Source organism: Streptomyces sp. NPDC048257 (genome assembly GCF_043201855.1).
Taxonomy (GTDB): domain Bacteria; phylum Actinomycetota; class Actinomycetes; order Streptomycetales; family Streptomycetaceae; genus Streptomyces.
The window spans coordinates 84841-106556 of sequence record NZ_JBICZI010000013.1 but is presented as its reverse complement, the minus strand read 5'-3'; the positions used below and the strand labels follow the sequence as shown (position 1 = coordinate 106556).

Annotated in this window: 17 protein-coding genes and 1 tRNA gene; 7 read left to right on the top strand and 11 right to left on the bottom strand. The window is 72.8% G+C overall.

Features of this window, described 5'->3' with window-relative positions; genetic code table 11:
* Window positions 1-56: 56 nt before the first annotated feature.
* The 5 genes from pth to ACGFZK_RS23910 all read right to left on the bottom strand — a co-directional run bounded on the left by pth (window position 57) and on the right by ACGFZK_RS23910 (window position 4260).
* Window positions 57-647: an aminoacyl-tRNA hydrolase gene (gene pth / locus ACGFZK_RS23930; protein WP_393850891.1), complete on the bottom strand. Its 591-nt coding sequence runs from the start codon at window positions 645-647 to the stop codon at window positions 57-59.
* Window positions 648-745: 98 nt separating this feature from the next.
* Window positions 746-1330: a 50S ribosomal protein L25/general stress protein Ctc gene (locus tag ACGFZK_RS23925; protein WP_393850890.1), complete on the bottom strand. Its 585-nt coding sequence runs from the start codon at window positions 1328-1330 to the stop codon at window positions 746-748.
* Window positions 1331-1523: 193 nt separating this feature from the next.
* Window positions 1524-2501 carry a ribose-phosphate diphosphokinase gene (locus ACGFZK_RS23920; RefSeq protein WP_030716976.1) on the bottom strand — a complete coding sequence of 326 codons (978 nt, stop codon included), beginning with the start codon at window positions 2499-2501 and terminating at the stop codon, window positions 1524-1526.
* Window positions 2502-2633: 132 nt separating this feature from the next.
* The gene (glmU, locus tag ACGFZK_RS23915) at window positions 2634-4079 is read right to left on the bottom strand and encodes a bifunctional UDP-N-acetylglucosamine diphosphorylase/glucosamine-1-phosphate N-acetyltransferase GlmU (protein WP_393850889.1); all 1446 of its coding nucleotides are present in this window, start codon (window positions 4077-4079) and stop codon (window positions 2634-2636) included.
* Between the two features lie 109 nt (window positions 4080-4188).
* Window positions 4189-4260, bottom strand: a tRNA-Gln gene (locus ACGFZK_RS23910).
* 160 nt (window positions 4261-4420) lie between these two features.
* Here ACGFZK_RS23910 and ACGFZK_RS23905 point away from each other — a divergent pair.
* On the top strand, window positions 4421-5686 hold the full coding sequence (locus tag ACGFZK_RS23905) for a histidine kinase (protein WP_393850888.1): 1266 nt from the start codon (window positions 4421-4423) through the stop codon (window positions 5684-5686).
* A gap of 227 nt (window positions 5687-5913) precedes the next feature.
* Here ACGFZK_RS23905 and ACGFZK_RS23900 read toward each other — a convergent pair whose 3' ends face one another.
* Both ACGFZK_RS23900 and ACGFZK_RS23895 read right to left on the bottom strand, forming a co-directional pair.
* On the bottom strand, window positions 5914-6423 hold the full coding sequence (locus tag ACGFZK_RS23900; RefSeq protein ID WP_393850887.1) for an SUKH-3 domain-containing protein: 510 nt from the start codon (window positions 6421-6423) through the stop codon (window positions 5914-5916).
* 2 nt (window positions 6424-6425) lie between these two features.
* The gene (locus ACGFZK_RS23895) at window positions 6426-7013 is read right to left on the bottom strand and encodes a YwqJ-related putative deaminase (protein WP_393850886.1); all 588 of its coding nucleotides are present in this window, start codon (window positions 7011-7013) and stop codon (window positions 6426-6428) included.
* A gap of 231 nt (window positions 7014-7244) precedes the next feature.
* On the opposite strand from ACGFZK_RS23895, the gene ACGFZK_RS23890 reads away from it, so the two are divergent.
* From ACGFZK_RS23890 to ACGFZK_RS23880, 3 genes are all read left to right on the top strand, one after another.
* On the top strand, window positions 7245-8240 hold the full coding sequence (locus tag ACGFZK_RS23890) for an SMI1/KNR4 family protein (protein WP_393850885.1): 996 nt from the start codon (window positions 7245-7247) through the stop codon (window positions 8238-8240).
* Window positions 8241-8247: 7 nt separating this feature from the next.
* Complete coding sequence (locus ACGFZK_RS23885; RefSeq protein WP_393850884.1) at window positions 8248-10839, top strand: SUKH-4 family immunity protein; 2592 nt, start codon at window positions 8248-8250, stop codon at window positions 10837-10839.
* A 131-nt stretch (window positions 10840-10970) separates the two neighbouring features.
* On the top strand, window positions 10971-11843 hold the full coding sequence (locus ACGFZK_RS23880) for a cellulose-binding protein (protein WP_393850883.1): 873 nt from the start codon (window positions 10971-10973) through the stop codon (window positions 11841-11843).
* A 158-nt stretch (window positions 11844-12001) separates the two neighbouring features.
* Here ACGFZK_RS23880 and ACGFZK_RS23875 read toward each other — a convergent pair whose 3' ends face one another.
* Window positions 12002-12904: an alpha/beta fold hydrolase gene (locus ACGFZK_RS23875; RefSeq protein WP_393850882.1), complete on the bottom strand. Its 903-nt coding sequence runs from the start codon at window positions 12902-12904 to the stop codon at window positions 12002-12004.
* Between the two features lie 81 nt (window positions 12905-12985).
* On the opposite strand from ACGFZK_RS23875, the gene ACGFZK_RS23870 reads away from it, so the two are divergent.
* Complete coding sequence (locus ACGFZK_RS23870) at window positions 12986-13546, top strand: CGNR zinc finger domain-containing protein (RefSeq protein WP_393850881.1); 561 nt, start codon at window positions 12986-12988, stop codon at window positions 13544-13546.
* Window positions 13547-13668: 122 nt separating this feature from the next.
* Here ACGFZK_RS23870 and ACGFZK_RS23865 read toward each other — a convergent pair whose 3' ends face one another.
* Entirely contained in the window at window positions 13669-14538 is an 870-nt protein-coding gene (locus ACGFZK_RS23865) for a hypothetical protein (RefSeq protein WP_393850880.1), read from the bottom strand.
* Window positions 14539-14809: 271 nt separating this feature from the next.
* Window positions 14810-16453, bottom strand: coding sequence for an MFS transporter (locus tag ACGFZK_RS23860; RefSeq protein ID WP_393850879.1), 1644 nt, complete (start codon window positions 16451-16453; stop codon window positions 14810-14812).
* Window positions 16454-16848: 395 nt separating this feature from the next.
* On the opposite strand from ACGFZK_RS23860, the gene ACGFZK_RS23855 reads away from it, so the two are divergent.
* Window positions 16849-17625 (top strand): ABC transporter ATP-binding protein, encoded by a 777-nt coding sequence (locus ACGFZK_RS23855; RefSeq protein ID WP_245385273.1) that lies wholly within the window; start codon window positions 16849-16851, stop codon window positions 17623-17625.
* Window positions 17622-20210 carry an ABC transporter permease gene (locus tag ACGFZK_RS23850; RefSeq protein WP_393850878.1) on the top strand — a complete coding sequence of 863 codons (2589 nt, stop codon included), beginning with the start codon at window positions 17622-17624 and terminating at the stop codon, window positions 20208-20210. The genes ACGFZK_RS23855 and ACGFZK_RS23850 overlap by 4 nt, the downstream gene beginning before the upstream one ends.
* Before the next feature lie 74 nt (window positions 20211-20284).
* Here ACGFZK_RS23850 and ACGFZK_RS23845 read toward each other — a convergent pair whose 3' ends face one another.
* Entirely contained in the window at window positions 20285-21691 is a 1407-nt protein-coding gene (locus ACGFZK_RS23845; RefSeq protein WP_393850877.1) for a DUF2079 domain-containing protein, read from the bottom strand.
* Between the last annotated feature and the right edge of the window lie 25 nt (window positions 21692-21716).

Here is a 21716-nt window from a genome sequence, read left to right as displayed (position 1 = left end):
GCCCCCGCACCGGCCCGGTGCGGGGGCTTCCCCGTTTCCGCGTGTCCGCGGACCCGTCAGGAGTTGTACGCCGACTGGGCGCGCTCCAGGCCCTCCGCGATCAGGCACTCCACGGCGTCCGCGGCCCGGTCCACGAACCAGTCCAGCTCCTTGCGCTCCGTGGAGGAGAAGTCCTTCAGCACGAAGTCCGCGACCTGCATCCGGCCCGGCGGCCGGCCGATGCCGCACCGCACCCGGTGGTAGTCGGGTCCCATCGACTTGGTCATCGACTTCAGGCCGTTGTGCCCGTTGTCCCCGCCACCCAGCTTCAGGCGCAGCGTCGGGTAGTCGATGTCCAGCTCGTCGTGGACGGCGACGATCCGCTCCAGCGGCACCTTGTAGAAGTCGCGCAGGGCCGTCACGGGGCCGCCGGACAGGTTCATGTACGTCATCGGCTTCGCCAGCACCACCCGGCGGTTCGCCGGCCCCGGCGGGCCGATGCGGCCCTCGACCACCTGGGCCCGGGCCTTGTGCGCCTTGAACTTCCCGCGGATCCGCTCCGCCAGCAGATCGGCCACCATGAACCCGATGTTGTGGCGGTTGCCCGCGTACTCCGGTCCCGGGTTCCCCAGGCCCACGATCAGCCAGGGCGCCGCGTCGTCCGACATCAAAAGCTCCTCGGTTCCTCTGCGAAGACGACCGCCGTCCCGCTCCAGTGGAGCCGGACGGCGGTCGGTCAGCAACTGCTGAGGGGGTGGGGCGAGGCTCAGGCCTCGGTGCCCTCGGCCTCGGCGGCGGCCGGCTCCTCGGCCTGCGGGGCCACGACCTGCAGGACGGCGATGTCGCCGTCGACGGCCAGGGTGGTGCCGGCCGGGAGGACCAGGTCCGACGCGTGGATGGTGGCGCCGGCCTCAAGGCCCGCGATCGAGACGGTGACCTCGGTCGGGATGTGGGTGGCCTCGGCCTCGACGGAGATGGTGTTCTGGAGGGTCTCCAGCATGTTGCCGCCGACGGCCAGCTCGCCCTCGGTGACGATCGCGACGTCGACGGTGACCTTCTCGCCCTTCTTGACGATCAGGAAGTCGACGTGGGAGATCGAGCGCTTCAGCGGGTGCTTCTGCACGGCCTTCGGGATGACCAGCTCGGTGCCGCCGCCCGCGATGTCCAGGGAGATCAGGACGTTCGGGGTGCGCAGCGCCAGCTGGAGGGAGTGGGCGTCGACGCTGACGTGCTTCGGGTCGGTGCCGTGGCCGTAGATGACGGCGGGGGTCAGGGCGTCGCGACGGGCCTGACGGGCAGAGCCCTTGCCGAAGGTGTCACGGATCTTGGCGGAAAGCTTGACCTCGGACATGCTCACTCCTCGTGGGGTGACGGAATTGAACGGAAGTCACCCGGCCGGAACGGCCTGCTACGAAGAGCGCGTCGATAACGGAGCATCCGTACCGTGAACGGGTACGGCCTCCCTCGCCGAGCAACTCATGGAGTGTACCCGGCGGGGGAGGCCGTACCAAAAAGGATCTACCGCGCAGCGGTCACCGCTGTGGTTACTGCTGCTCCTCGAAGAGGCTGGTGACCGAACCGTCCTCGAAGACCTCGCGCACCGCGCGCGCGATCATCGGGGCGATCGACAGCACCGTGATCTTGTCGAGCTCCAGGTCGGACGGGTCCGGCAGGGTGTTCGTGAAGACGAACTCGCTGACCTTCGAGTTCTTCAGGCGGTCGGCCGCCGGGCCGGACAGGATGCCGTGCGTGGCCGTGACGATGACGTCCTCGGCGCCATGCGCGAACAGCGCGTCGGCCGCGGCGCAGATGGTGCCACCGGTGTCGATCATGTCGTCGACCAGGACGCAGACGCGGCCCTTGACCTCACCGACGACCTCGTGGACGGTCACCTGGTTGGCGACGTCCTTGTCGCGGCGCTTGTGCACGATCGCCAGCGGCGCGTCCAGACGGTCGCACCAGCGGTCGGCCACGCGCACGCGGCCGGCGTCCGGGGACACGATCGTGAGCTTCGTACGGTCCACCTTGGCGCCGACGTAGTCCGCGAGGACGTTGAGGGCCGAGAGGTGGTCCACCGGGCCGTCGAAGAAGCCCTGGATCTGGTCCGTGTGCAGGTCGACCGTGAGGATGCGGTCCGCACCCGCGGTCTTCAGCAGATCGGCGACCAGGCGGGCCGAGATCGGCTCGCGGCCCTTGTGCTTCTTGTCCTGGCGGGCGTACCCGTAGGACGGGACGATCACGGTGATGGAGCGTGCCGACGCGCGCTTCAGCGCGTCGATCATGATCAGCTGCTCCATGATCCACTTGTTGATCGGAGCCGTGTGGCTCTGGATCAGGAAGCAGTCCGCGCCGCGAGCCGACTCCTGGAAGCGGACGTAGATCTCACCGTTCGCGAAGTCGAAAGCCTTGGTCGGCACGAGGCCGACTCCCAGCTGGTGTGCGACCTCCTCGGCCAGCTCGGGGTGGGCGCGGCCGGAGAAGAGCATCAGCTTCTTCTCGCCGGTCGTCTTGATCCCGGTCACAGCACTGTCTCCTCAGACGTGTTGAAGCTGCTCGCCCCCATGTGCGTCCGTCCCGCACACGGTGAGCCAGCCGAATTGCGTGCACTATCACGGTACGCCGTCACGGGCGTACCTGTTTCCGGTCAGTTCACCTCAGGGGCGCTCGGAGTCCTCCTGGACCGCCGACTGCGCCGCCGTGGCAGCGGCACTGCCCGGACGCTTGCGGGCCACCCAGCCCTCGATATTCCGCTGCTGGCCACGGGCCACGGCCAGGGCGCCGGGCGGCACGTCCTTCGTGATCACGGATCCGGCGGCCGTGTAGGCGCCGTCCCCGATGGTGACGGGCGCCACAAACATGTTGTCGGAGCCCGTCTTGCAGTGTGAGCCGACGGTGGTGTGGTGCTTGTGCTCGCCGTCGTAGTTCACGAAGACGCTCGCGGCGCCGATGTTGGTGTACTCGCCGATCGTCGCGTCGCCGACGTAGGACAGGTGGGGGACCTTGGTGCCCTCGCCGATCGTCGCGTTCTTCATCTCGACGTACGTACCGGCCTTGGCCTTCGCGCCGAGGTTCGTGCCGGGGCGCAGGTACGCGAACGGCCCCACGCTCGCCTGCGGACCCACGACGGCGCTCTCGGCGACGGTGTTGTCCACCCGGGCGCCCGCGCCGACCCGGGTGTCCTTCAGCCGGGTGTTGGGGCCGACTTCGGCGCCCTCACCGATGTGCGTGGAGCCCAGCAGCTGGGTTCCGGGGTGCACGATCGCGTCCTGGCCGAAGGTGACGGTCACGTCGACGAAGGTGCCGGCGGGGTCGACGACCGTGACGCCCGCGAGCATGGCCTGCTCCAGCAGACGCGCGTTCAGCAGGGCGCGGGCCTCGGCGAGCTGGACGCGGTTGTTGATCCCGAGGATCTGCCGGTGGTCGCTGCCCACGGCGGCGCCGACGCGGTGCCCGGCCTCGCGCAGGATGCCGAGGACGTCGGTGAGGTACTCCTCGCCCTGGCTGTTGTCGGTACGGACCTTGCCGAGCGCGTCGGCGAGCAGGGCGCCGTCGAAGGCGAAGACGCCCGAGTTGATCTCGCGGATCGCGCGCTGGGCGTCGGAGGCGTCCTTGTGCTCGACGATGGCCGTCACGGCGCCGCCGGCGTCGCGGACGATCCGTCCGTAGCCGGTGGAGTCCGGCACCTCGGCGGTCAGCACGGTGACGGCGTTGCCGTCGGCGTCGTGCGTCTGCGCGAGCCGGCTCAGGGTCTCCCCGGTCAGCAGCGGGGTGTCGCCGCAGACGACGATCACGGTGCCGGTGAGGCCGCCGCCGAGCGCTTCGAGGGCCATGCGGACGGCGTGCCCGGTGCCGTTCTGCTCGTACTGGACGGCGGTGCGGACGTCGGCGTCGATGCCGGCGAGGTGCGCGGTGACCTGTTCGCGGGCGTGCCCGACGACGACGACGAGGTGTTCGGGGTCCAGCTCACGGGAGGCGGCGACGACGTGACCGACGAGCGAGCGCCCGCAGATCTCGTGCAGAACCTTGGGAGTCGCCGACTTCATGCGGGTGCCTTCACCCGCTGCGAGTACGACGACGGCTGCCGGGCGGTTGGCGCTCACGGGTGTGCCCTTCGGCTTCGGGGGTGGACCCGTGAAGGATACCGGGGTGCCGGTGCCCGCAAACGAACGCGGGTCCCGACCGTGACGGTCTGGACCCGGACTTGAGCAGCTCCCCCGCCAGGACTCGAACCCGGACATAAGGCACCAAAAGCCTCAGTGCTGCCAATTACACCACAGGGGATAGTGAAGGCGGCCCAATCGGACATTTCGGCGTACCGATCAAGCTGGCCGTCCCTACTATGCCGTACCACCTGCCCTCACCGCGACGGTACCCGTCCCCGCCGTTTCGGTGGCGGGTATGTGCCCGGGGCGTCGTGGAAGCCGCCCGTACGCTGGACGGCATGACCAGTACGGGGGAAGTGGAAGGCCGCGCTGGGCCGCCGTTGTGGTGGGCGCGGCGGCGGGACGCGGTGGGGGACGTGGTGCTCGGCGGCGTGTCCGCCGTGGAGTGTGCGTGGGAGGGCGTGAGCTTCGCCCGTGAGGCGGGGGTGCCGACCGCGGTCGGGGTGGCGTTCGGGCTGGTGGTGGGGAGCACGCTCGTGCTGCGGCGGCGGTGGCCGATCGCCGTGGTGCTCGTGGGGATCGCCGTGGCGCCCGCCGCGATGGGGTTCCTGCTCTCGGTGGTGGGGATGTACTCGCTCGCCTCCTCCGAGGTGCCCCGGCGGATCATCGCCACGCTGGCCTCGATGTCGCTGGCCGCGACGTTCGTCGTGATGTACCTGCGCACCCGCGGGGACGTGGAGGCCGACACGACGCTCGTGGTCGTGCTGTCCGGGTTCGTCGCGGTGGCGCTGACCGTGCCACCGGTGCTGTTCGGGCTCTACATCGGGGCCCGGCGGCGGCTGATGGAGAGCTTGCAGGAGCGGGCGGACTCGCTGGAGCGGGAGTTGTCGCTGCTGGCGGACCGGGCCGAGGAACGGGCCGAGTGGGCCCGTACGGAGGAGCGGACCCGGATCGCGCGGGAGATGCACGACGTGGTCGCCCACCGGGTCTCGCTGATGGTGGTGCACGCGGCCGCGCTGGAGGCGGTGGCGGTCAAGGACCCGGCGCGGGCGGCGAAGAACGCGGCTCTGGTGGGGGACATGGGGCGGCAGGCCCTGACGGAGCTGCGGGAGATGCTCGGTGTGCTCCGGGCCGCGCCCAAAGCGGCGGCGGACACGGCTCCCGTGCCCGCCGTGCCCGTGGCCGCGGTCGCGTTCGCGGGGGTCATGGAGGACGGGCCCTCGCTCCGTGAGCTGGAGACGCTGGTCGGGCAGTCGCGGGCGGCCGGGATGGCCGTGGAGATGCTGGTGCACGGCGAGTGCGCGGCGTACGCGGCGGAGGTCGAGCAGACGGCGTACCGCGTGGTGCAGGAGGCGCTCACCAACTGCCACAAGCACGCCCCGGGCGCGCGGGTGGTGGTGCGGCTCGCGCACCGGGAGGGGGAGGTGGCGATGCAGGTGGAGAACGACCCCTGCGACGGCCGGGCCCCCGAGCCGGGACTTCCCAGTGGGGGGAACGGGCTGGTCGGGATGCGGGAGCGGGTGCTCGGGCTCGGCGGGGTGTTCGTGTCCGGGCCCACGGACGCCGGGGGCTTCCGGGTGTCGGCGGTCCTGCCGGTCCGCTAGGCGCGGGCCTCGGCGGTTCGCCAGCGCGGGCCCCGGCGGTGCGCGCGCCGTTGCCGGTGGCCGGCCGCGCCGGGACCGGGCGCGCGCCGGAGCGTCTCCTCGGGCGCCGAACGTGACGAGGGGCCGGAGCGTGCAGCGGCGGTGCGTTCGGCGCCCTGCGGGGAGCGCCCCGGCACACACCCGGCCCCGTCGCGACCGGCGGGCGGTGGCCCGGGGCGGCCGGGGCGTCAGCCGGTGGTCAGGCGGGTGGGTTGAAGACCCGTCAGGAGGAGGGTGAGGGCCTCGTCGAGGGTGGGGCCGAGGAACCAGTCGCCGGTGTGGTCGATGCCGTAGACGCGGCCCTCGCGGTCGAGCGCCAGGTGGGAGCCCCCGTCGGCCTCGATGCCCAGTGGGCACAGCTGCGTGGACAGGGCCCGGCCCAGGTCGGCGAAGGTGCGCGCGAGGTGGAGTCCGGTGAGCGGGTCGATCCGCACGGGCGTCGGGGCGATCTGGCGGCCGGGACCGGGCGCGGTGACGGTCAGGCCGCCGAACTCGGCCCACGCCTCGACGGCGGCGGGGAAGACGGTGTGCCGGTGTCCGGCGGGCGTGGTGTGGTCTCGGAGCGCGTCGGCCCAGTACTCGGCCTGCTTGATGTCCCAGCGGCCGGGTTCCCATCCGGCGGTGCGCAGGGCGGAGTCCACGGCGACCGGGAAACGGGTGGCCGAGGAGCGGTCGTAGGAGGCGGAGGCGGAGGTCATGGCTACTCGGAGGGGGTGAGGTCGACGGAGCGTACGCCGAAGTGGGCGAGGAGTGCGTCGCAGGAGCGGCAGGGCGGCGCGTAGCTGCCGTGGAGCGGGTCGCCGTCCTCGCGGATGCGGCGGGCGGTGATCTTCGCGTGCTTGAGGGAGCGGCGGGCCTCGCTCGGCGAGAGGGGCTTGCGGGAGGCGCGCCGGGAGCGGGCGCCCTCGACGGCGGCCAGGTGGCGGGAGAGCAGGATCGCCTCCGGACATCGGCCGGTGAAACGTTCGCGCTGGCCGCTGGTGAGGGTGTCGAGGAAGTCCTGGACGAGCGGGTGGAGCACGGGGGGCTGGTCGGCCTTGCCGGCGGTGCCGGTGAGGGTTTCGCCGCGTACGGAGAGGGCGGCGGCGACGGTGGGGAGGATGCCGTCCCGGCGGAACCGCAGGACGGGCACGGCGGGGCGGCCGTCGGAGCTGCTCCAGCGCAGGCGGGGGTCGCCGGCGGGGCCGGCGGCTTCGCCGGCCGGGCCTGTGGCGGCCGGTGTGCCCGGTGTGCCTGGTGCACCCGGCGTGGTGTCGCCGGACTCCGTGCGTGTTGCGGTGTTGTGCATGGTCGTGCTTTTCCCTCCCGTGGCGGCGGTGGTGACCGCTGTCGCGCACGCCCCCGTGCTGCGGGGACAGCCTGCCAAACGTCACCTGTCATGCGGAAGCGGGGTCGAATATTCGTATCAATTCGGATGTTCCTGGCCCTCGGGCGGGTGCGCCGGTCGGGTGCGGGTGAGGCTCTTGCCCCAGCGCATAGGCTGTGGTGAACCAGCCAGATCCAGCAGGGGGCTACCGCCATGACGACAGGTCGGCTCGGGCAGCAGGCCGCGCCACCCAACGCCGCTTACTCGGGGCAGGTCGTGCATTTCCCGGACCCGGTCCGGGCCGCTCGGCATCCTCACGGGGTGCGGATGGACGGCAATGGGCATCCGGACTTCTCCGCGTACGCGCGCGCGGCGGTGGAGATCGCCGAGCCGCCGGAGGGCTTCGGCGTGGACGAGCTGCGGCTGACGGACTACGTGTCCGCGAACGCCGCGATGAAGGCCGCCGGGCACGAGCTGTGGGACACGGTCGGGCCGGTGGCGACCCCGCACGGCTGGACCTGGCACCACGTGTCGGGTTCGCGGCGCATGGAGCTGGTCCCGGTCGAGGTGAAGGCGCTGCTGCGGCACCACGCGGGCCTGACGACGGCTCCGGTGGACCACGAGAAGCGCGGGACGCGGCCGTTGCAGGAAGTGCGTCCGGCGCACCTGGGGCTGCCGAAGTCGGTGGTCTCGGTCGCCGAGGAGCAGGTCCAGGGTGTCGAGGAGGACCTCGGCTACCGGCTGCCGGAGGCGTACCGCTCCTTCCTGAAGGCCGCGGGCGGCTGCGCGCCGGTGGGCGCGGGCCTGGACGTGGACCTGGGTCTGCTGGTGGACCAGCCGTTCTTCACGGTGCGTGAGGAGGCGGCGATCAATGACCTGGTGTACGTCAACAAGTGTCTGCGCGACCACCTGACGAAGGACTACCTGTGCGTGGCCTTCGCCCAGGGCGGGCTGATCGCGCTGAAGGTGAAGGGCGAGGCCATCGGCTCGGTGTGGTTCTCCCCGTACGACGACGCCCGCGACCGGGACGGCTGGTCCGTCCAGGAGCGGGTGGAGCGGCTGCTGCTGCCGTGCGGTGCTGATTTCGACGCCTTTCTGGAGCGGCTGGCCGGTAACCCGCCGGAGCTGGAGACGGTGGCCGGTCTGATGGTGGACGGCGGATTCGCACGTTCGGTTCCGGTGGCGGGTTCCGCACCGGTGGAGGGGTGAGCGCGCGATGGTGACCTTTGCGCAGGCGCAGGAGCGCGCCGAGGAGTGGATCAACGGAGACGTGCCCGCGTACCAGCACCGCGAGGTGCGCGTACGGGAGTTCGGGCTCGGGTTCGTGGTGTGGGCGGAGGACCGCGCGGCCGGTCCCGTGTCCGGTGGTGGGCGGCAGCGGCTGGTCATCGCGCGGGACAGCGGGGAGGTGACGCTGTGGCCGGGACTGCCGGTGGGTGAGGTGATCCGCCGGTACGAGGAGGAGTACGGGGCCGTGGCCGCAGCGGTCTCGGAGGCGTCGGTTCCGCCGCCGCGGATCGACTCGGAGCAGACGTCGTTCATGCTCAGTCCGCCGGAGTGGCTGCAGGAGGCCGCGGACCGGGCGGGGATCGCACCGAGGTCGGCGCCGACGCCGGCTCCCGCTCCCGCTCCGGCGGCGCCCGTCGACGCCGCGCCCGCGCCCGTATCGGCTCCTCCCGCCGCTCCGGCGGCCGTGGACGCAGTGCCGCTGCGGCGCGGGGGCGAGATCCCCTACGAGCCCACGGCCAACGACGGGGTTCCGGCGACGGGACCGGCCCCGGCCGCGGCCGCGGCCGCGGTGCCGATCGGTGCCACGCCCTGGGCGGGCACCGACGTGAACTCCGGTGCGGACGACGCGTCCGTACCGCTGCCCGCGACCGTGTTCGCGCCGCCGCTGTCCGGGTCGGACCTGGAGGACGCGCCGTCCTCCGGGGTGGCTCCGGAGGCGAAGACCACGCTGATGGCGGGCGGCAGCCAGCTGCCGAGGACCGCGATCGTGCCCGCGCTGGACGTGCCGGGAGGCGGGTCCTCGGCGAGTGACATCGCGGACGCGCCGACCAGCAAGGCCCAGGTCTCCCGGCCGGGCGGCTCCGGCCCGGGCGCGGGTCAGTCGTCGCCGCCGCCGGGTCCGCCCGGGGCTCCCGGGGCTCCCGGCGGTGGAGCGCACCATGCCGCCACCATGCTGGCCGGTCCCGGTGTTCCGCAGCCGCCCGGCCCGCCCGGCCCGCCCGGTGCTCCGGGTGCTCCGGGTGCTCCGGGTGCTCCGGGTGCGGGTCAGCCGCCGGCGCCTCCCGGTCCGCCGGGGGCTCCCGGGTCGCTGGGCCGTGGGCTGGACCATGCCGCGACGATGCTGGCCGGTCCGGCCGTGACCGGCCGGCCGCCGGCGCCTCCGGGTCCGCCCGGTGCTCCGGGTGCTCCGGGTGCTCCGGGTGCTCCGGGTGCGGGTCAGCCGCCGGCGCCTCCCGGTCCGCCGGGCGCTCCCGGGTCGCTGGGCCGTGGGCTGGACCATGCCGCGACGATGCTCGCCGGTCCGGCCGTGACCGGTCAGCCGCCGGGGCCTCCCGGCCCGCCCGGTGCTCCCGGTGGCGGGGCCCATCACGCCGCGACCATGCTCGCGGGTCCCGGCGTACCGCAGCCGCCCGGTCCGCCGGGTGCTCCTGGTGCCCCCGGTGCTCCTGGTGCGCCCGGTGCCCCTGGTACTCCCGGTGGCGGGATCGACCACGCCGCGACGATGCTGGCCGGCCCCGCCATGGGTCAGGCACCCGCGCCCCCCGGCCCGCCGCCGGGCGCGCCCGGCCCCGGCGCGCAGCAGCCCCCGGTCCCGACCGGCGCGCCCACCGTCGGCCCCGGCTACCAGGCCGTGCTGCGCTACCGCGCGCCCGACGGCTCCGAGCAGCAGCTCATCCGCCGCTCGGCGCCCGGTACCCCGCACCCGGAGTGGCAGATCCTCTACGAGCTGCGCGCCATGAACGTGCCGCCGCAGCAGGTGCTGGAGCTGCACACCGAGCTGGAGTCCTGTGAGCTGCCCGGCGGTTACTGCGCCCGGATGATCCGGGAGACCTGGCCGCAGGTGCGGATCACCAGCGTGGCCCCGTACGGCAAGGACCACGCGGGCCGTCAGCAGGGCATGCGGCACCTGCTCACCCACCAGGGCGAGCTGCACCAGGTGGCGGACGGCCCGGCGCGCCCCGCGCCGGTACGGGCGCCGTTGCCGCAGGTCCCGCTGCAGCCGGCGATCCCGCTGGAGGCGATCGGGCAGGAGCTGGCGGCGGCGTTCGGTCCGCAGGGCGTGTTCCGCTTCGACCAGCGGGCCGTGTCCCGTCAGGGTGTGCCGGAGATCGTGGCGCAGACGCTGATGTGGTCGGGCCTGCCCGTCGATTTCGGGCCGTTCTTCTGGGCGCAGGCGGTGCCGGGCCAGCCGGTGCCGACGCTGGCCGAACTGGCGCAGCAGCGACAGGTGCAGCCGGCCTCGGACGCGGGCTCGTACCTGGTCGTCGGCAGCGACTTCGGCAAGGCGTTGTGCGTGCAGTACGGCACGGCGCACATCGTGGCGGTCCCGGTGGAGGCCGGTCCCGGTGGTGCGCCGGTGCCGCCGCAGTTCGTGAACTCGAGCCTGCCGCAGTTCGCCCGGTCCCTCGCGATGATGGGTCACATGTGGCGGCTGCGCCAGCATCTGACGCCGGAGCAGGCGGGCCGCTGGACGGTCGACTTCCAGGCCAACCTGGCGGGGCTGGACAGCGCGGCGCTGTCCTCGCCGGAGAACTGGTGGTCGGTCCTGCTGGAGCAGATGTGGGACGGACTGCTCTGATCGGCTGACCGGTTGATCGACTGAATGGCCGGGCCGGAACCCTCGAACAGGGTCTCGGCCCGGCCATTCGGGCTTCTGGGATCAAATGACGCATCCTTGACGGGAATCCCCGCGAGAGAGGCGCATCCAGGATGAGTGCACCCATTGCGACCGTGCGCGGTCGCGGCTACCGCATGGAAGAGGTCGACCGGTACCTCACCCGGCTCTCCGGGAGCCGGGACGAGGCCTGGGAGCGGGTGGCACGGCTGACGGTCCTGGCCAAGCAGATGGAGGGGGAGGCGGCGCGGCTGCGGGAGACGGTCTCGGCGCTCGCTCCGCAGACGTACGACGAGCTGAGCGAGCGCGCCCGCCGGATCCTGCTGCTGGTGGAGGAGGAGGCGGACGCCGTACGGGCGGACGCGCGGGTGGACGCCTCCGCGACGCTGGGTGCGGCCGAGGCGCGCGCCGACCGGGCGGCCGAGCTGGCGCGGGGCGACGCGGAGGCGGTGCGCGAGCAGACCGAGGTCCGGGCCCGGCAGGGGCTGCTGCGGGCGCAGCGCGAGGCGGACGACCTGCGGGCGCAGGCGCGGGAGGACGCGGCGGCGTGGCGCGCCCAGGCGGCGGCCGCGCTGGTGGAGACGCGGCGGCGGGCGGACGCGGAGCTGGCGGAGCGCGAGCAGGACGAGGCGGAGCGCTGGGAGACGGCGGAGCGGGAGCTGGCGGTGCGCGAGGCCGAGCTGGAGGCGCGCCATGCGGAGCTGGAGCGGTACGTCGAGTCCCGCCTGACGGAGGCCCGAAGGGACTTCGCCGAGGCGGAGGAGTCGGCGCGGCACGGGCAGGAGGACGCGGAGGCGCGGGCCGCGGAGCTGGTCGCGGGCGCGCGGGTGGCGGAGGAGCGGATCGAGCGCGAGACGCGGCGGATCCTGCGCGAGCACACGGAGGCGGCGGGGGAGATGAGGGCGCACATGAACCACGTCCGCTCGAGCCTGGCGGCCCTGACGGGCCGGGCTCCGGCCGAGGGTTAGCGGGTGTCTTGCCGATCAGGCCGGGCTCGGGTCACCCGGCACGCACGCTCGCTGCGTTCTCGCCGGGCGCCGACGCTCCGCGTCGGCTCCCTCCTCGGCCTTGCGACCGCACGCACCGGGCACCGCTCCCTGATCCGGCCCGACCGACAAGAGAACCCCTAGTCCGTGAAGGTGACCGTTCCGCCCCCCGCCACCGCATCGAGGAAGTCCTCGATCAGCGGGGCGATCTGCGGGAGGTGGGTCTCCAGGGCGAAGTGGCCCGCGCCCTCGAAGATGTGGACGTCGGCGTGCGGGGCGTCTCGGAGGTAGGCCTTCGCGCCCGCCGGGGTGAAGAAGGGGTCACCCGCGCCCCACACCACGAGCACCGGGATCCGGGCGGAGCGCAGCCAGGCCTGCCAGGTGGGGTAGTGGGCGAAGTTCGAGGCGTAGTCGAAGGCGAGGTCGGCCTGCGCGTCGGCGCGGCCGGGCAGGCCGAGGTGGTGCACGTCGAGGGTCCAGCTGTCGGGGGAGAGGAGGTCGGTGTCGGCGACGCCGGTCTCGTACTGGAAGCGGGTGCCCTCCAGGGTGAAGAGGCCGCGGACGCGGTCCTCGTGGCCGGGGACCTCGCGCCGGAGCCCGGCGAACTCGCGGGCCGCGTCGGAGAGGCCCTCCTCGTAGGCGTTGCCGTTCTGGACGATCAGGCCGGTCACCCGCTCCGGGCGGCGCGTGGCGAGCCGCAGTCCGACCGGGGCGCCGAAGTCGAAGACGTACAGGGCGAAGCGGTCCAGTCCGAGGGCGTCGGTGAAGCCCTCCACGGTGTCGGCGAGCCGGTCGAAGGTGTACGTGAAGCCGGCCGGGGCCTCGGTGCGGCCGAAGCCGGGGTAGTCGGGGGCGATCAGGCGGTACGGGGTGTCGCCGAGGGCGTCCATCAGGCGGGCGAACTGGTGCGAGGCGGTGGGGAAGCCGTGCAGGAGCAGCAGGACGGGTCCGTCGGCGGGGCCGCTCTCGCGGTAGGCGACGCGGACTCCGTCCACGTCGACGGTGCGGTGCCGGACGGTGGGAAGGGTACGGCGAGCGGTCATCACATGCCTCCTGGGGCCTCGTTCCCATTAGTCTTGCCGATGATCACTAATGGGTCAAGGGATTGGAGTAGCATTAGTCGGGTGACAGTGACCTTTCCGCTCACCGGTGAGCCCCTCGCGCTGGACCTCCTCAACACCGAGACCGCCGAGGGCGACCTCGTCGCCGGCCCGGCGGGGCTCGCGGCCTGGCTGGCCGCGCAGGCCGGGCGGCTGACCCCGGTCGGCGCGGTGGGCGCGGCCGAGGTGGCCTCCGTACGGGCCGTACGGGAGGCCGCGCGCGCGGCGCTCGAAGCCGGGCGGCGCGGTGAGCGGCCCCCGGCGGGGTCGCTGCGCGTGCTGAACGAGGCCCTGTCCGCGGCGCCCTCGCACCGCGTGCTGGCCTGGACCGAGGGGGCGGGGCTGAGCGCGGCCGCGCACCGGCCGGCCGATCCGGCCCGGCGGCTCGCGGCGGAGCTGGCCGAGGCGGCCGCGGAACTCCTGACGGACCCGCGGGTGGCGCAGGTGCGTGAGTGCGAGGCCCACGACTGCGTCCTGCTCTTCCTGCCGGCGCACCCCCGGCGCCGCTGGTGCGTGGCCTCGGTCTGCGGCAACAGGGCCCGGGTGGCCCGCTACTACGCCCGTCACAAGGGCGACGCCCTTTAGGCCCTGTCCGGGCGATCAGCGCGGGCCCGCGGAGATCGCCCGGACAGGGCTCAGGCAGCGTCTTGTCGATCGGGCCGGGCGGGTGTGCGCCACGGCGGTTCGACTCGGGACGCGGGCACGGGTCAGCCCGTCGGCTGCTGCTGGGTCGGGACGGCCGGTTTCGACGGGGACGCGTAGCGGTACGGGTCGCTGCGCAGGCCCCGGGCCGTGACGACCACCGTGAACGGGGGTGTCCCCGGGTCCGTGAGCGTGGCGGTCAGCGCGCCCGTCAGGGGGTCGGCCTGGGCCGGGACGGGGGTGTCGTCGACGGTGAGGAGGGTCGGGGGGCCCGCCGGGTCCGGGGTGAAGCCGCCGCCCTCGACCGTCAGCCGGCCGTCCGTCAGCGAGACGTGCGTGATCACCGGGTTGGCCCGCATGGCGATCTTGTTGACCAGGTACGCGCCTGCCGGGGCGCCCGTCAGGGCCCACATCTCGTCGGGCAGGCGCGGGAGTCCGCCGCCCACGTCGGCGAGGAAGAACAGCACCACGTAGAGCATGGTGACCGCGCTGAGCGCGACGTACTGGAGGTCCATCAGGTCGGTGCGCCCGCTGTCGTTGGCGATCAGCTCCCGCAGCGGCCGACGGCCCGACCGCGTCGGCTTCGCGGCGGGCTTGGCCAGGCTGCCGTGCTCCACCCGCAGGCCGACGACCGTCTTGGCCGCGATCAGTGCCAGGTACGGGCCGCCGAGCAGCGGCAGGTACACCGTCGTCAGGGGGGCCAGCGGGCCGTGGCCGCCCCGGAAGTAGGCGACCCCGCCGCCCGCGGTGAGCCCGTAGCCGAGGATCGCCAGCAGCAGCCAGAGCAGGACCACCGTCCAGGCCAGGGCGAGGGCCGTCGAGGTGGAGAGGCGGCCGTCGCGGCCGGTGATGAAGGCCGGGCTGCGGCGGAGCCGCAGGCAGATCGGGCCGGCCAGCGCGGCCAGTAATACGAGTGCGCAGAGTGCGGATGCCATGTCGTCGTCCCCCCGGAAACGGTCCTGGCACGAGGGTCACCTAATGGCCTGGCCATGACAAGGCGACTCTCCGTGTCACGTTCGCGTCGCGGCAAGGCCCCTTGGTCAGGGAGTGTCTCGCAGATCAGGCCGGGCTCGCGGCACCGGGCGCCGCGCCTCGGCGCGTTCTCCTCGGTCGGCGACGTTCCGCGTCGTCTCCCTCCTCCGCCTTTCGATCCTCGGCGCCCGCCGCCGCTCCCTGATCCGGCCCGATCGGCAAGACTCCCCCTAGCTAGTCCTCGCCCGGTTCCGGCAGGACGGGGAACCGGCGCGGTGCCACCAGCAGCAGGATCAGCAGTGCGGCCACGGCGACCGCGCTCGCGCCCAGGAAGATGTGCTCCACGGCGGCCGCCACCGCCTCGCGCAGGTAGTCGGCGGCGGCGCCGGGGAGCAGGCCCGGGTGCTCCAGCGCCTTCGCCACGTCGTCCAGGTGCTCCGGGAGGCCGGGTACGGGGGCGTCCGCCAGCCGGGAGGCGATGGTGGCGTTGGCGACGGCGGCGAGCAGGGCGGCGCCCACGCTCTGGCCGACCTGCCGGCAGAACAGCACCGAGGCCGTCGTGGTCCCGCGCTCGGCCCAGCCCACGGTGGACTGGACCCCGATGATCAGCGGGAGCTGGAAGAGGCCGAGGGCGGCGCCCAGCAGCAGCATGATCAGCGCGGGTTGCCAGGGGCGGGCCGGGTAGGGCAGCAGTGTGAAGGAGTACAGGATCACCGCGGCCAGTGCGATCCCGACGGCCGCGGTGTTGCGGAAGCCGATGCGGCGGTAGACGTGCTGGCTGAGGGCGGCGCTGACGGGCCAGCTCAGGGTCATCACCGACATGACGAGGCCGGCGCCGACGGGGCCGAGGCCGAGCACGGACTGTGCGTAGGTCGGCATGAACACCATGGGGGCGACCATCAGCAGGCCGAGCGCCCCCAGGGCCAGGTTGACGGCGGCGATGGTGCGCCGGCGCCACACCCAGCCGGGCAGGATCGGTTCCTCGGCCCGGCGCTCCACCCGGACCACGACCGCGGCCAGCACCGCGCTCGCGCCCAGCAGCCCCAGCGAGGGGGCGGACAGCCAGGGCCAGGCGACCCCGCCCTGGACGAGCGCGAAGAGCAGCAGTCCGCCGCAGGCGAAGACGCCCAGCGCGCCCGCCCAGTCGACCGGACCGCGGCGCCCGGGCGACCGTACGGGCTCCGTCAGGTGCCGGGTGATCATCCACAGGGCGAGGCCGGCCAGCGGCAGGTTGATCAGGAAGATCCAGCGCCAGTGCGCGTACGAGGCGAGCAGCCCGCCGAGCGCCGGGCCGGCCACGGCCGAGATGGCCCAGACGCTGGACATCCGGGCCTGGATCCGCGGCCGGTCCCTGAGCGGGTACAGGTCGGCGGCCAGGGTCTGGATCGTGCCCTGGAGGGCGCCGCCGCCCAGGCCCTGGACGAGGCGGAAGGCGATGAGGGCGGCCATGTTCCAGGCGGAGGCGCACAGCAGTGAGCCGACGAGGAAGAGGGCGATGCCGAAGAGCAGGACGGGCTTGCGGCCGAAGGTGTCGGAGAGCTTGCCGTAGACGGGCAGGGTGACGGTCACCGCGAGCAGGTAGCCGGAGAAGAGCCAGGCGAAGACGGAGAAGCCGCCGAGGTCGCCCACGATCTGCGGGACGGCGGTGGCCACGATGGTGCTGTCGAGGGCGACGAGGGCCATGCCGAGCATCAGCGAGGCGACCACCGGGGCCGGCGGCCGCGCGGCGGACCTGTCCGCGGCCGGCTCGTCCGCGGGGGTGCGGGTGCCTGCGCCGCCGGTCGCGCCTTTGGCCGAAACCCCGGACCCGGGCGGGGGGCCCGGACGCCTCGCGGGTATGCCGTCGGGGCTCGCGCCCGTGCTCTCCGCCGATGCCACCCGAGATTCCTTCCCCCTGCACCTACCTGCGGGGAACACCATCTCACCGCCACGCACCGGGCGGTATCCCTCAGGGTCCGTACGCCGAAGGGTGCAGATCCCCTAGGGGTCTCTCCGTACATGGGGCCAGGGGCCCTTCCTCCCGGCGGAGGAGGTGTGGTGGCCCGATGTCTCCTTAACTGGAACCTACGAACCGAAGGGCCGGGGGGTGGGGTTAACCCCCGGGCGGATACGGCGATGGGCACCAGCGCGCCGTGCCTCCGCCCGGCGGAGACTTCATGACGGCGACGCACAGCCCCAACGCACGCAGGCACACGCCGACGCAGAAGCAGAAGCAGACGCGGACGCACACAGACGCACGCATTCGAAGAAGGAGAAAGACCGTGACAACGGCTATGACCGAAACCAGGCACGGGGGTACTGGAGGGCATGCAGCCGTCGCGGCCCGGGCACGCAAGGTCGTCAAGGCCTACGGCTCCGGGGAGACGCGCGTCGTCGCCCTCGACGACGTCGACGTGGACATCATGAGCGGCCAGTTCACCGCGATCATGGGCCCCTCCGGCTCCGGCAAGTCCACCCTGATGCACTGCCTCGCCGGTCTCGACACGGTGACCAGCGGACAGATCCACCTGGACGACACCGAGATCACCGGGCTGAAGGACAAGAAGCTCACGCAGCTGCGCCGCGACCGGATCGGCTTCATCTTCCAGGCCTTCAACCTGCTGCCCACGCTCAACGCCCTGGAGAACATCACGCTCCCCATGGACATCGCGGGCCGCAAGCCGGACGCGGAGTGGCTGAACCGGGTGGTGGAGACCGTGGGCCTCGCCGGCCGGCTCAAGCACCGCCCGACGGAGCTCTCCGGCGGCCAGCAGCAGCGCGTGGCGGTCGCCCGCGCCCTCGCCGCCCGCCCGCAGATCATCTTCGGTGACGAGCCGACCGGAAACCTGGACTCCAGGGCGGGCGCCGAGGTCCTCGGCTTCCTGCGCCGTTCGGTGGACGAACTCGGCCAGACGATTGTCATGGTCACGCACGACCCGGTGGCGGCCTCCTACGCGGACCGCGTCATCTTCCTGGCCGACGGCCGGATCGTCGACGAGATGTACGGGCCCACCGCCGACCAGGTCCTGGACCGCATGAAGGACTTCGACGCGCGCGGGCGGACCTCATGAGCAACACCGTCCTGAAGACCTCGCGGCGCAACTTCGTCGCCCACAAGGGCCGGATGATGCTCTCCGCCGTGGCGGTCCTGCTCTCCGTCGCCTTCGTCTGCGGCACCCTGGTGTTCACCGACACCATGAACACCACCTTCGACAAGCTGTTCGCCGTCACCAGCTCCGACGTGACCGTCGGCCCGAAGGAGGCCAAGGACGGGGAGGAATCCCCGGACCGCGGCAGGCCCGAGATGCTGTCCGGCTCGGCCCTCGAACAGGTCCGCAAGGCCGAGGGCGTCAAGACCGCCGAAGGCGGCGTCGTGTCGATGTCCGTCACGGTCGTCAACTCCAAGAACGAGAACATGGGCTCGACCACCGGCGCCCCGACCATCGCGGGCAACTGGAGCGACAACGAGCTCAAGTCCATGAAGATCACCTCGGGCAACGCACCGCGCGGCCCGACCGAGGTGATGGTCGACGCCGACACCGCCGAGAAGCACCACCTGAAGCTCGGGGACGAGCTGCGCACCATCGCCATCACCGGCGACATCCGCGCCAGGATCAGCGGTATCGCCACCTTCACCGTGACCAACCCGGGTGCGGCCGTCGTCTACTTCGACACGGCCACCTCGCAGCAGGCGCTGCTCGGCTCCCCCGGTTCCTTCACGCACGTCAACGTCACCGCCAAGGACGGGGTGACCGACGAGCAGCTCAAGCAGAACATCGCCACGGCCGTCGGCGCGGACACCTACAAGCTGCAGACCGCCAAGGAAGCCGCGGACGCCAACCGCAAGGACGTCGGCTCCTTCCTCAACGTCATGAAGTACGTGATGCTCGGCTTCGCCGGGATCGCCTTCCTCGTCGGCATCTTCCTGATCTTCAACACCTTCTCGATGCTGGTGGCCCAGCGCACCCGCGAGATCGGCCTGATGCGCGCCATCGGCGCCGACAGCGGGCAGGTCCTGAAGTCCGTGGTCCTGGAGGCCTTCCTCCTCGGGATCGTCGGCTCGGTCCTGGGTGTCGGCGCGGGCGTGGGCCTCGCCATCGGCCTGATGGAGCTCATGGGCTCCATGGGCATGCACCTGTCCACGGACGACCTGACCATCGCCTGGACCACCCCGGTCATCGGCATCTTCCTCGGCGTCGTCGTGACCGTCGTCTCCGCCTTCGTCCCGGCCCGCCGGGCCGGCAAGGTCTCCCCGATGGCCGCCCTGCGCGAGTCCGGCACCCCGGGCGACAAGAAGGCCGGCGCCGTCCGCGCCGTCCTCGGCCTGGTCCTCACGGGCATCGGCGGCGCGGGGCTCTTCCTCGCCACGGCCGCCGAGGAGGCCGGACCCGGATCGCTCTGGCTGGCCCTGGGCGTCGTCCTCACCCTCATCGGCTTCATCGTGATCGGCCCGCTGCTCGCCGCGGGCGTCGTACGGATCCTGTCCGGCGTGGTCCTGCGGCCCTTCGGGTCCGTCGGCCGCCTCGCCGAGCGCAACGCCCTGCGCAACCCGCGCCGTACCGGCGCCACCGCCGCCGCGCTGATGATCGGCCTCGCCCTGGTCGCCTGCCTCTCGGTGGTCGGCTCCTCCATGGTGGCCTCCGCCACCGAAGAGCTCGACAAGTCGGTCGGCGCGGACTACATCGTCAACTCCACGACGGGCCAGCCGGTCCTGCCGCAGGCGGAGCAGGCGCTGCGCGCCACCCCGGGCCTCGACCACGTCACCGCCTACCGGGAGGTGGAGGCCAAGGTCACCGCCCCCGACGGCACCACCGACAAGGAAGTGGGCCTCGGCGCCACCGACCCGACGTACGCCCAGGACATCCGGCGCAAGATGGTCGCCGGCGAGCACGCGGCGGCGTACGGCAAGGACTCCATGTCGGTCGGCTCCGAATACGCCACCGCGCACGGGATCAAGCTCGGCGACGAGCTGACGGTCGCCTTCACCGGCGGCAAGACCGTCAAGCTGAAGGTCGCGGCCATCACCAGCGACGAGGGCAACCTCGACAAGACCATGAAGTACATCAGCACCGCCGTCGCCGAGGCCAACGTCCCGGCCGACCGGATGCCGCGCCCCTTCATGCTGCTGGCCACCGCGAAGGACGGCCAGTCCGACGCCGCCGCGTACAAGGCGGTCAAGGCGGCGCTCGCGGAGTACCCCCAGTACAAGGTGCTCAACCAGGCCGACTACAAGCAGGCGCTCAAGGACCAGGTCGGCCAGCTGCTGAACATGGTCTACGGACTCCTCGGCCTCGCGATCATCGTCGCGGTCCTGGGCGTCGTGAACACCCTGGCCCTGTCGGTGGTCGAGCGGACCCGTGAGATCGGCCTGATGCGCGCCATCGGCCTCTCCCGCCGCCAGCTGCGCCGCATGATCCGCCTGGAGTCGGTCGTCATCGCCCTCTTCGGCGCCCTCCTCGGCCTCGGCCTGGGCATGGGCTGGGGGATCGGCGCGCAGCAGCTGCTGGCGCTCCAGGGCCTGAAGGTGCTGGAGATCCCGTGGCCGACGATCCTCGGGGTGTTCGCCGCCTCGGCCTTCGTGGGGCTGTTCGCCGCACTGGTCCCGGCCTTCCGGGCAGGGCGGATGAACGTTCTGAACGCGATCGCGAGCGAGTAACCGGCTCACGTTCGTTCGGGGGAACGCCGGTCCGGACCTTCGGGTTCCGGACCGGCGTCGTTTCCGGGGGCGGTTCATCCCCGCTGCATCAGGACGATGCCGGCCGCCTCACCCACCAGGGTGAACTGCTCGCCGGGGTGGAGCTGGCGGGCGTAGCCGGTCGGGTCCTCGCCGGCCCACTTGGAGGAGTTGTCGATGGTGATCCAGTCGGGCACGACGCCCTTGCTGCCGCCGATCCACAGCACCCGGCAGCGGGACGTCAGCCGGGTCAGCGGGGTGGTGTCGGCCTCCACGGTCGCCCCGTCGGGGATCCGGTCCAGGAGCCGCTCGATGGCGGTGACGCGCTCGGGCTTCTCGTACGTACGGGCCTCCGCGAGCTTGGCGGTCGGCATGGCCGTCGCGCTCAGGGCGAGGGCGGCCGCAAGGACGGCGGTCGGCAGCTGGAGGGCGTACGCGCGCAGCCGGGGCCGTCCGCTGCGCCGGACGGAGTCGACGGCGTCGACGAGGGCGAGGGCCACCACCGGCATCAGGACGGCGCTGTAGTGCCAGTCGGTGGACCAGTAGTGGTCGTCCCCGGACAGGAACCGCCAGCCGAGGGTGGGCGCGGCCACCAGGAGCAGCGGCGAGCGCAGGGCGAGCAGCCCGGAGGTGGGGATCAGTACCCACGCCAGGGTGGTGAGCTTGGTGCCGATGCCGGCGAACGGACCGGCGCCGTCGATCTTGTCCCAGTAGCCGTAGCCCGCGGTGGCGAAGGCCGGTACCAGGACGGTGAACACCAGGACGGCGAAGGCGCAGGCCGCGGCGGCCACGCCGAGCGCGGTCACGGCGGTCCGCCGGTCGGTGGTCCGGGCCCGCCAGGCCACCACCACGGCCAGCGCGGCGAGCGTGAAGCCGAGGTCCTCCTTGACGAGGACCAGCGGCAGCCCCCACAGTAGGGCGGCCCGCCAGCGCCGGGCGAGCACCGCCTCCAGCGAGAAGGCCAGCAGGGGCACGGCGAAGGCGATCTCGTGGAAGTCGAACTCCACGGCCCGCTGGATGCCCCAGGACAGCCCGTACGCGATGCCGACGGCGAGCCCGCGGGGCCGCCCGAGGAGCCGTACGCCCGCCCGGGTGACGGGGACGGCGGACACCGCGAACAGCGCGGCCTGCACCACCAGCAGCGTGATGGGCCCCGGGAAGACGCGGTAGACGGGGGCGACGAGCGCGATGATCGGGCTGAAGTGGTCCCCGAGGATGTTGGCCCCCGGCCCCTTCAGATCGACGACGGGCGCCTGCAGGTGCGCGTACGCGCGGATCGCCTGCTCGAAGATCCCCAGGTCCCAGGAGGCCCAGTCCATCCGCCGGAAGCGTCCGACGGACAGGGCGAGGTAGACGACGAACAGCCCGGCGGCCACCAGCCAGGGCGGCGCCCACGAGCTCGGGCCGTGCTTCGCCGGTACCGGTGCCACCGGCGCCGGGCGGGCTATCGCATCGCTCGTCACGGACTCGTGCTCCTCGGTGGACGTC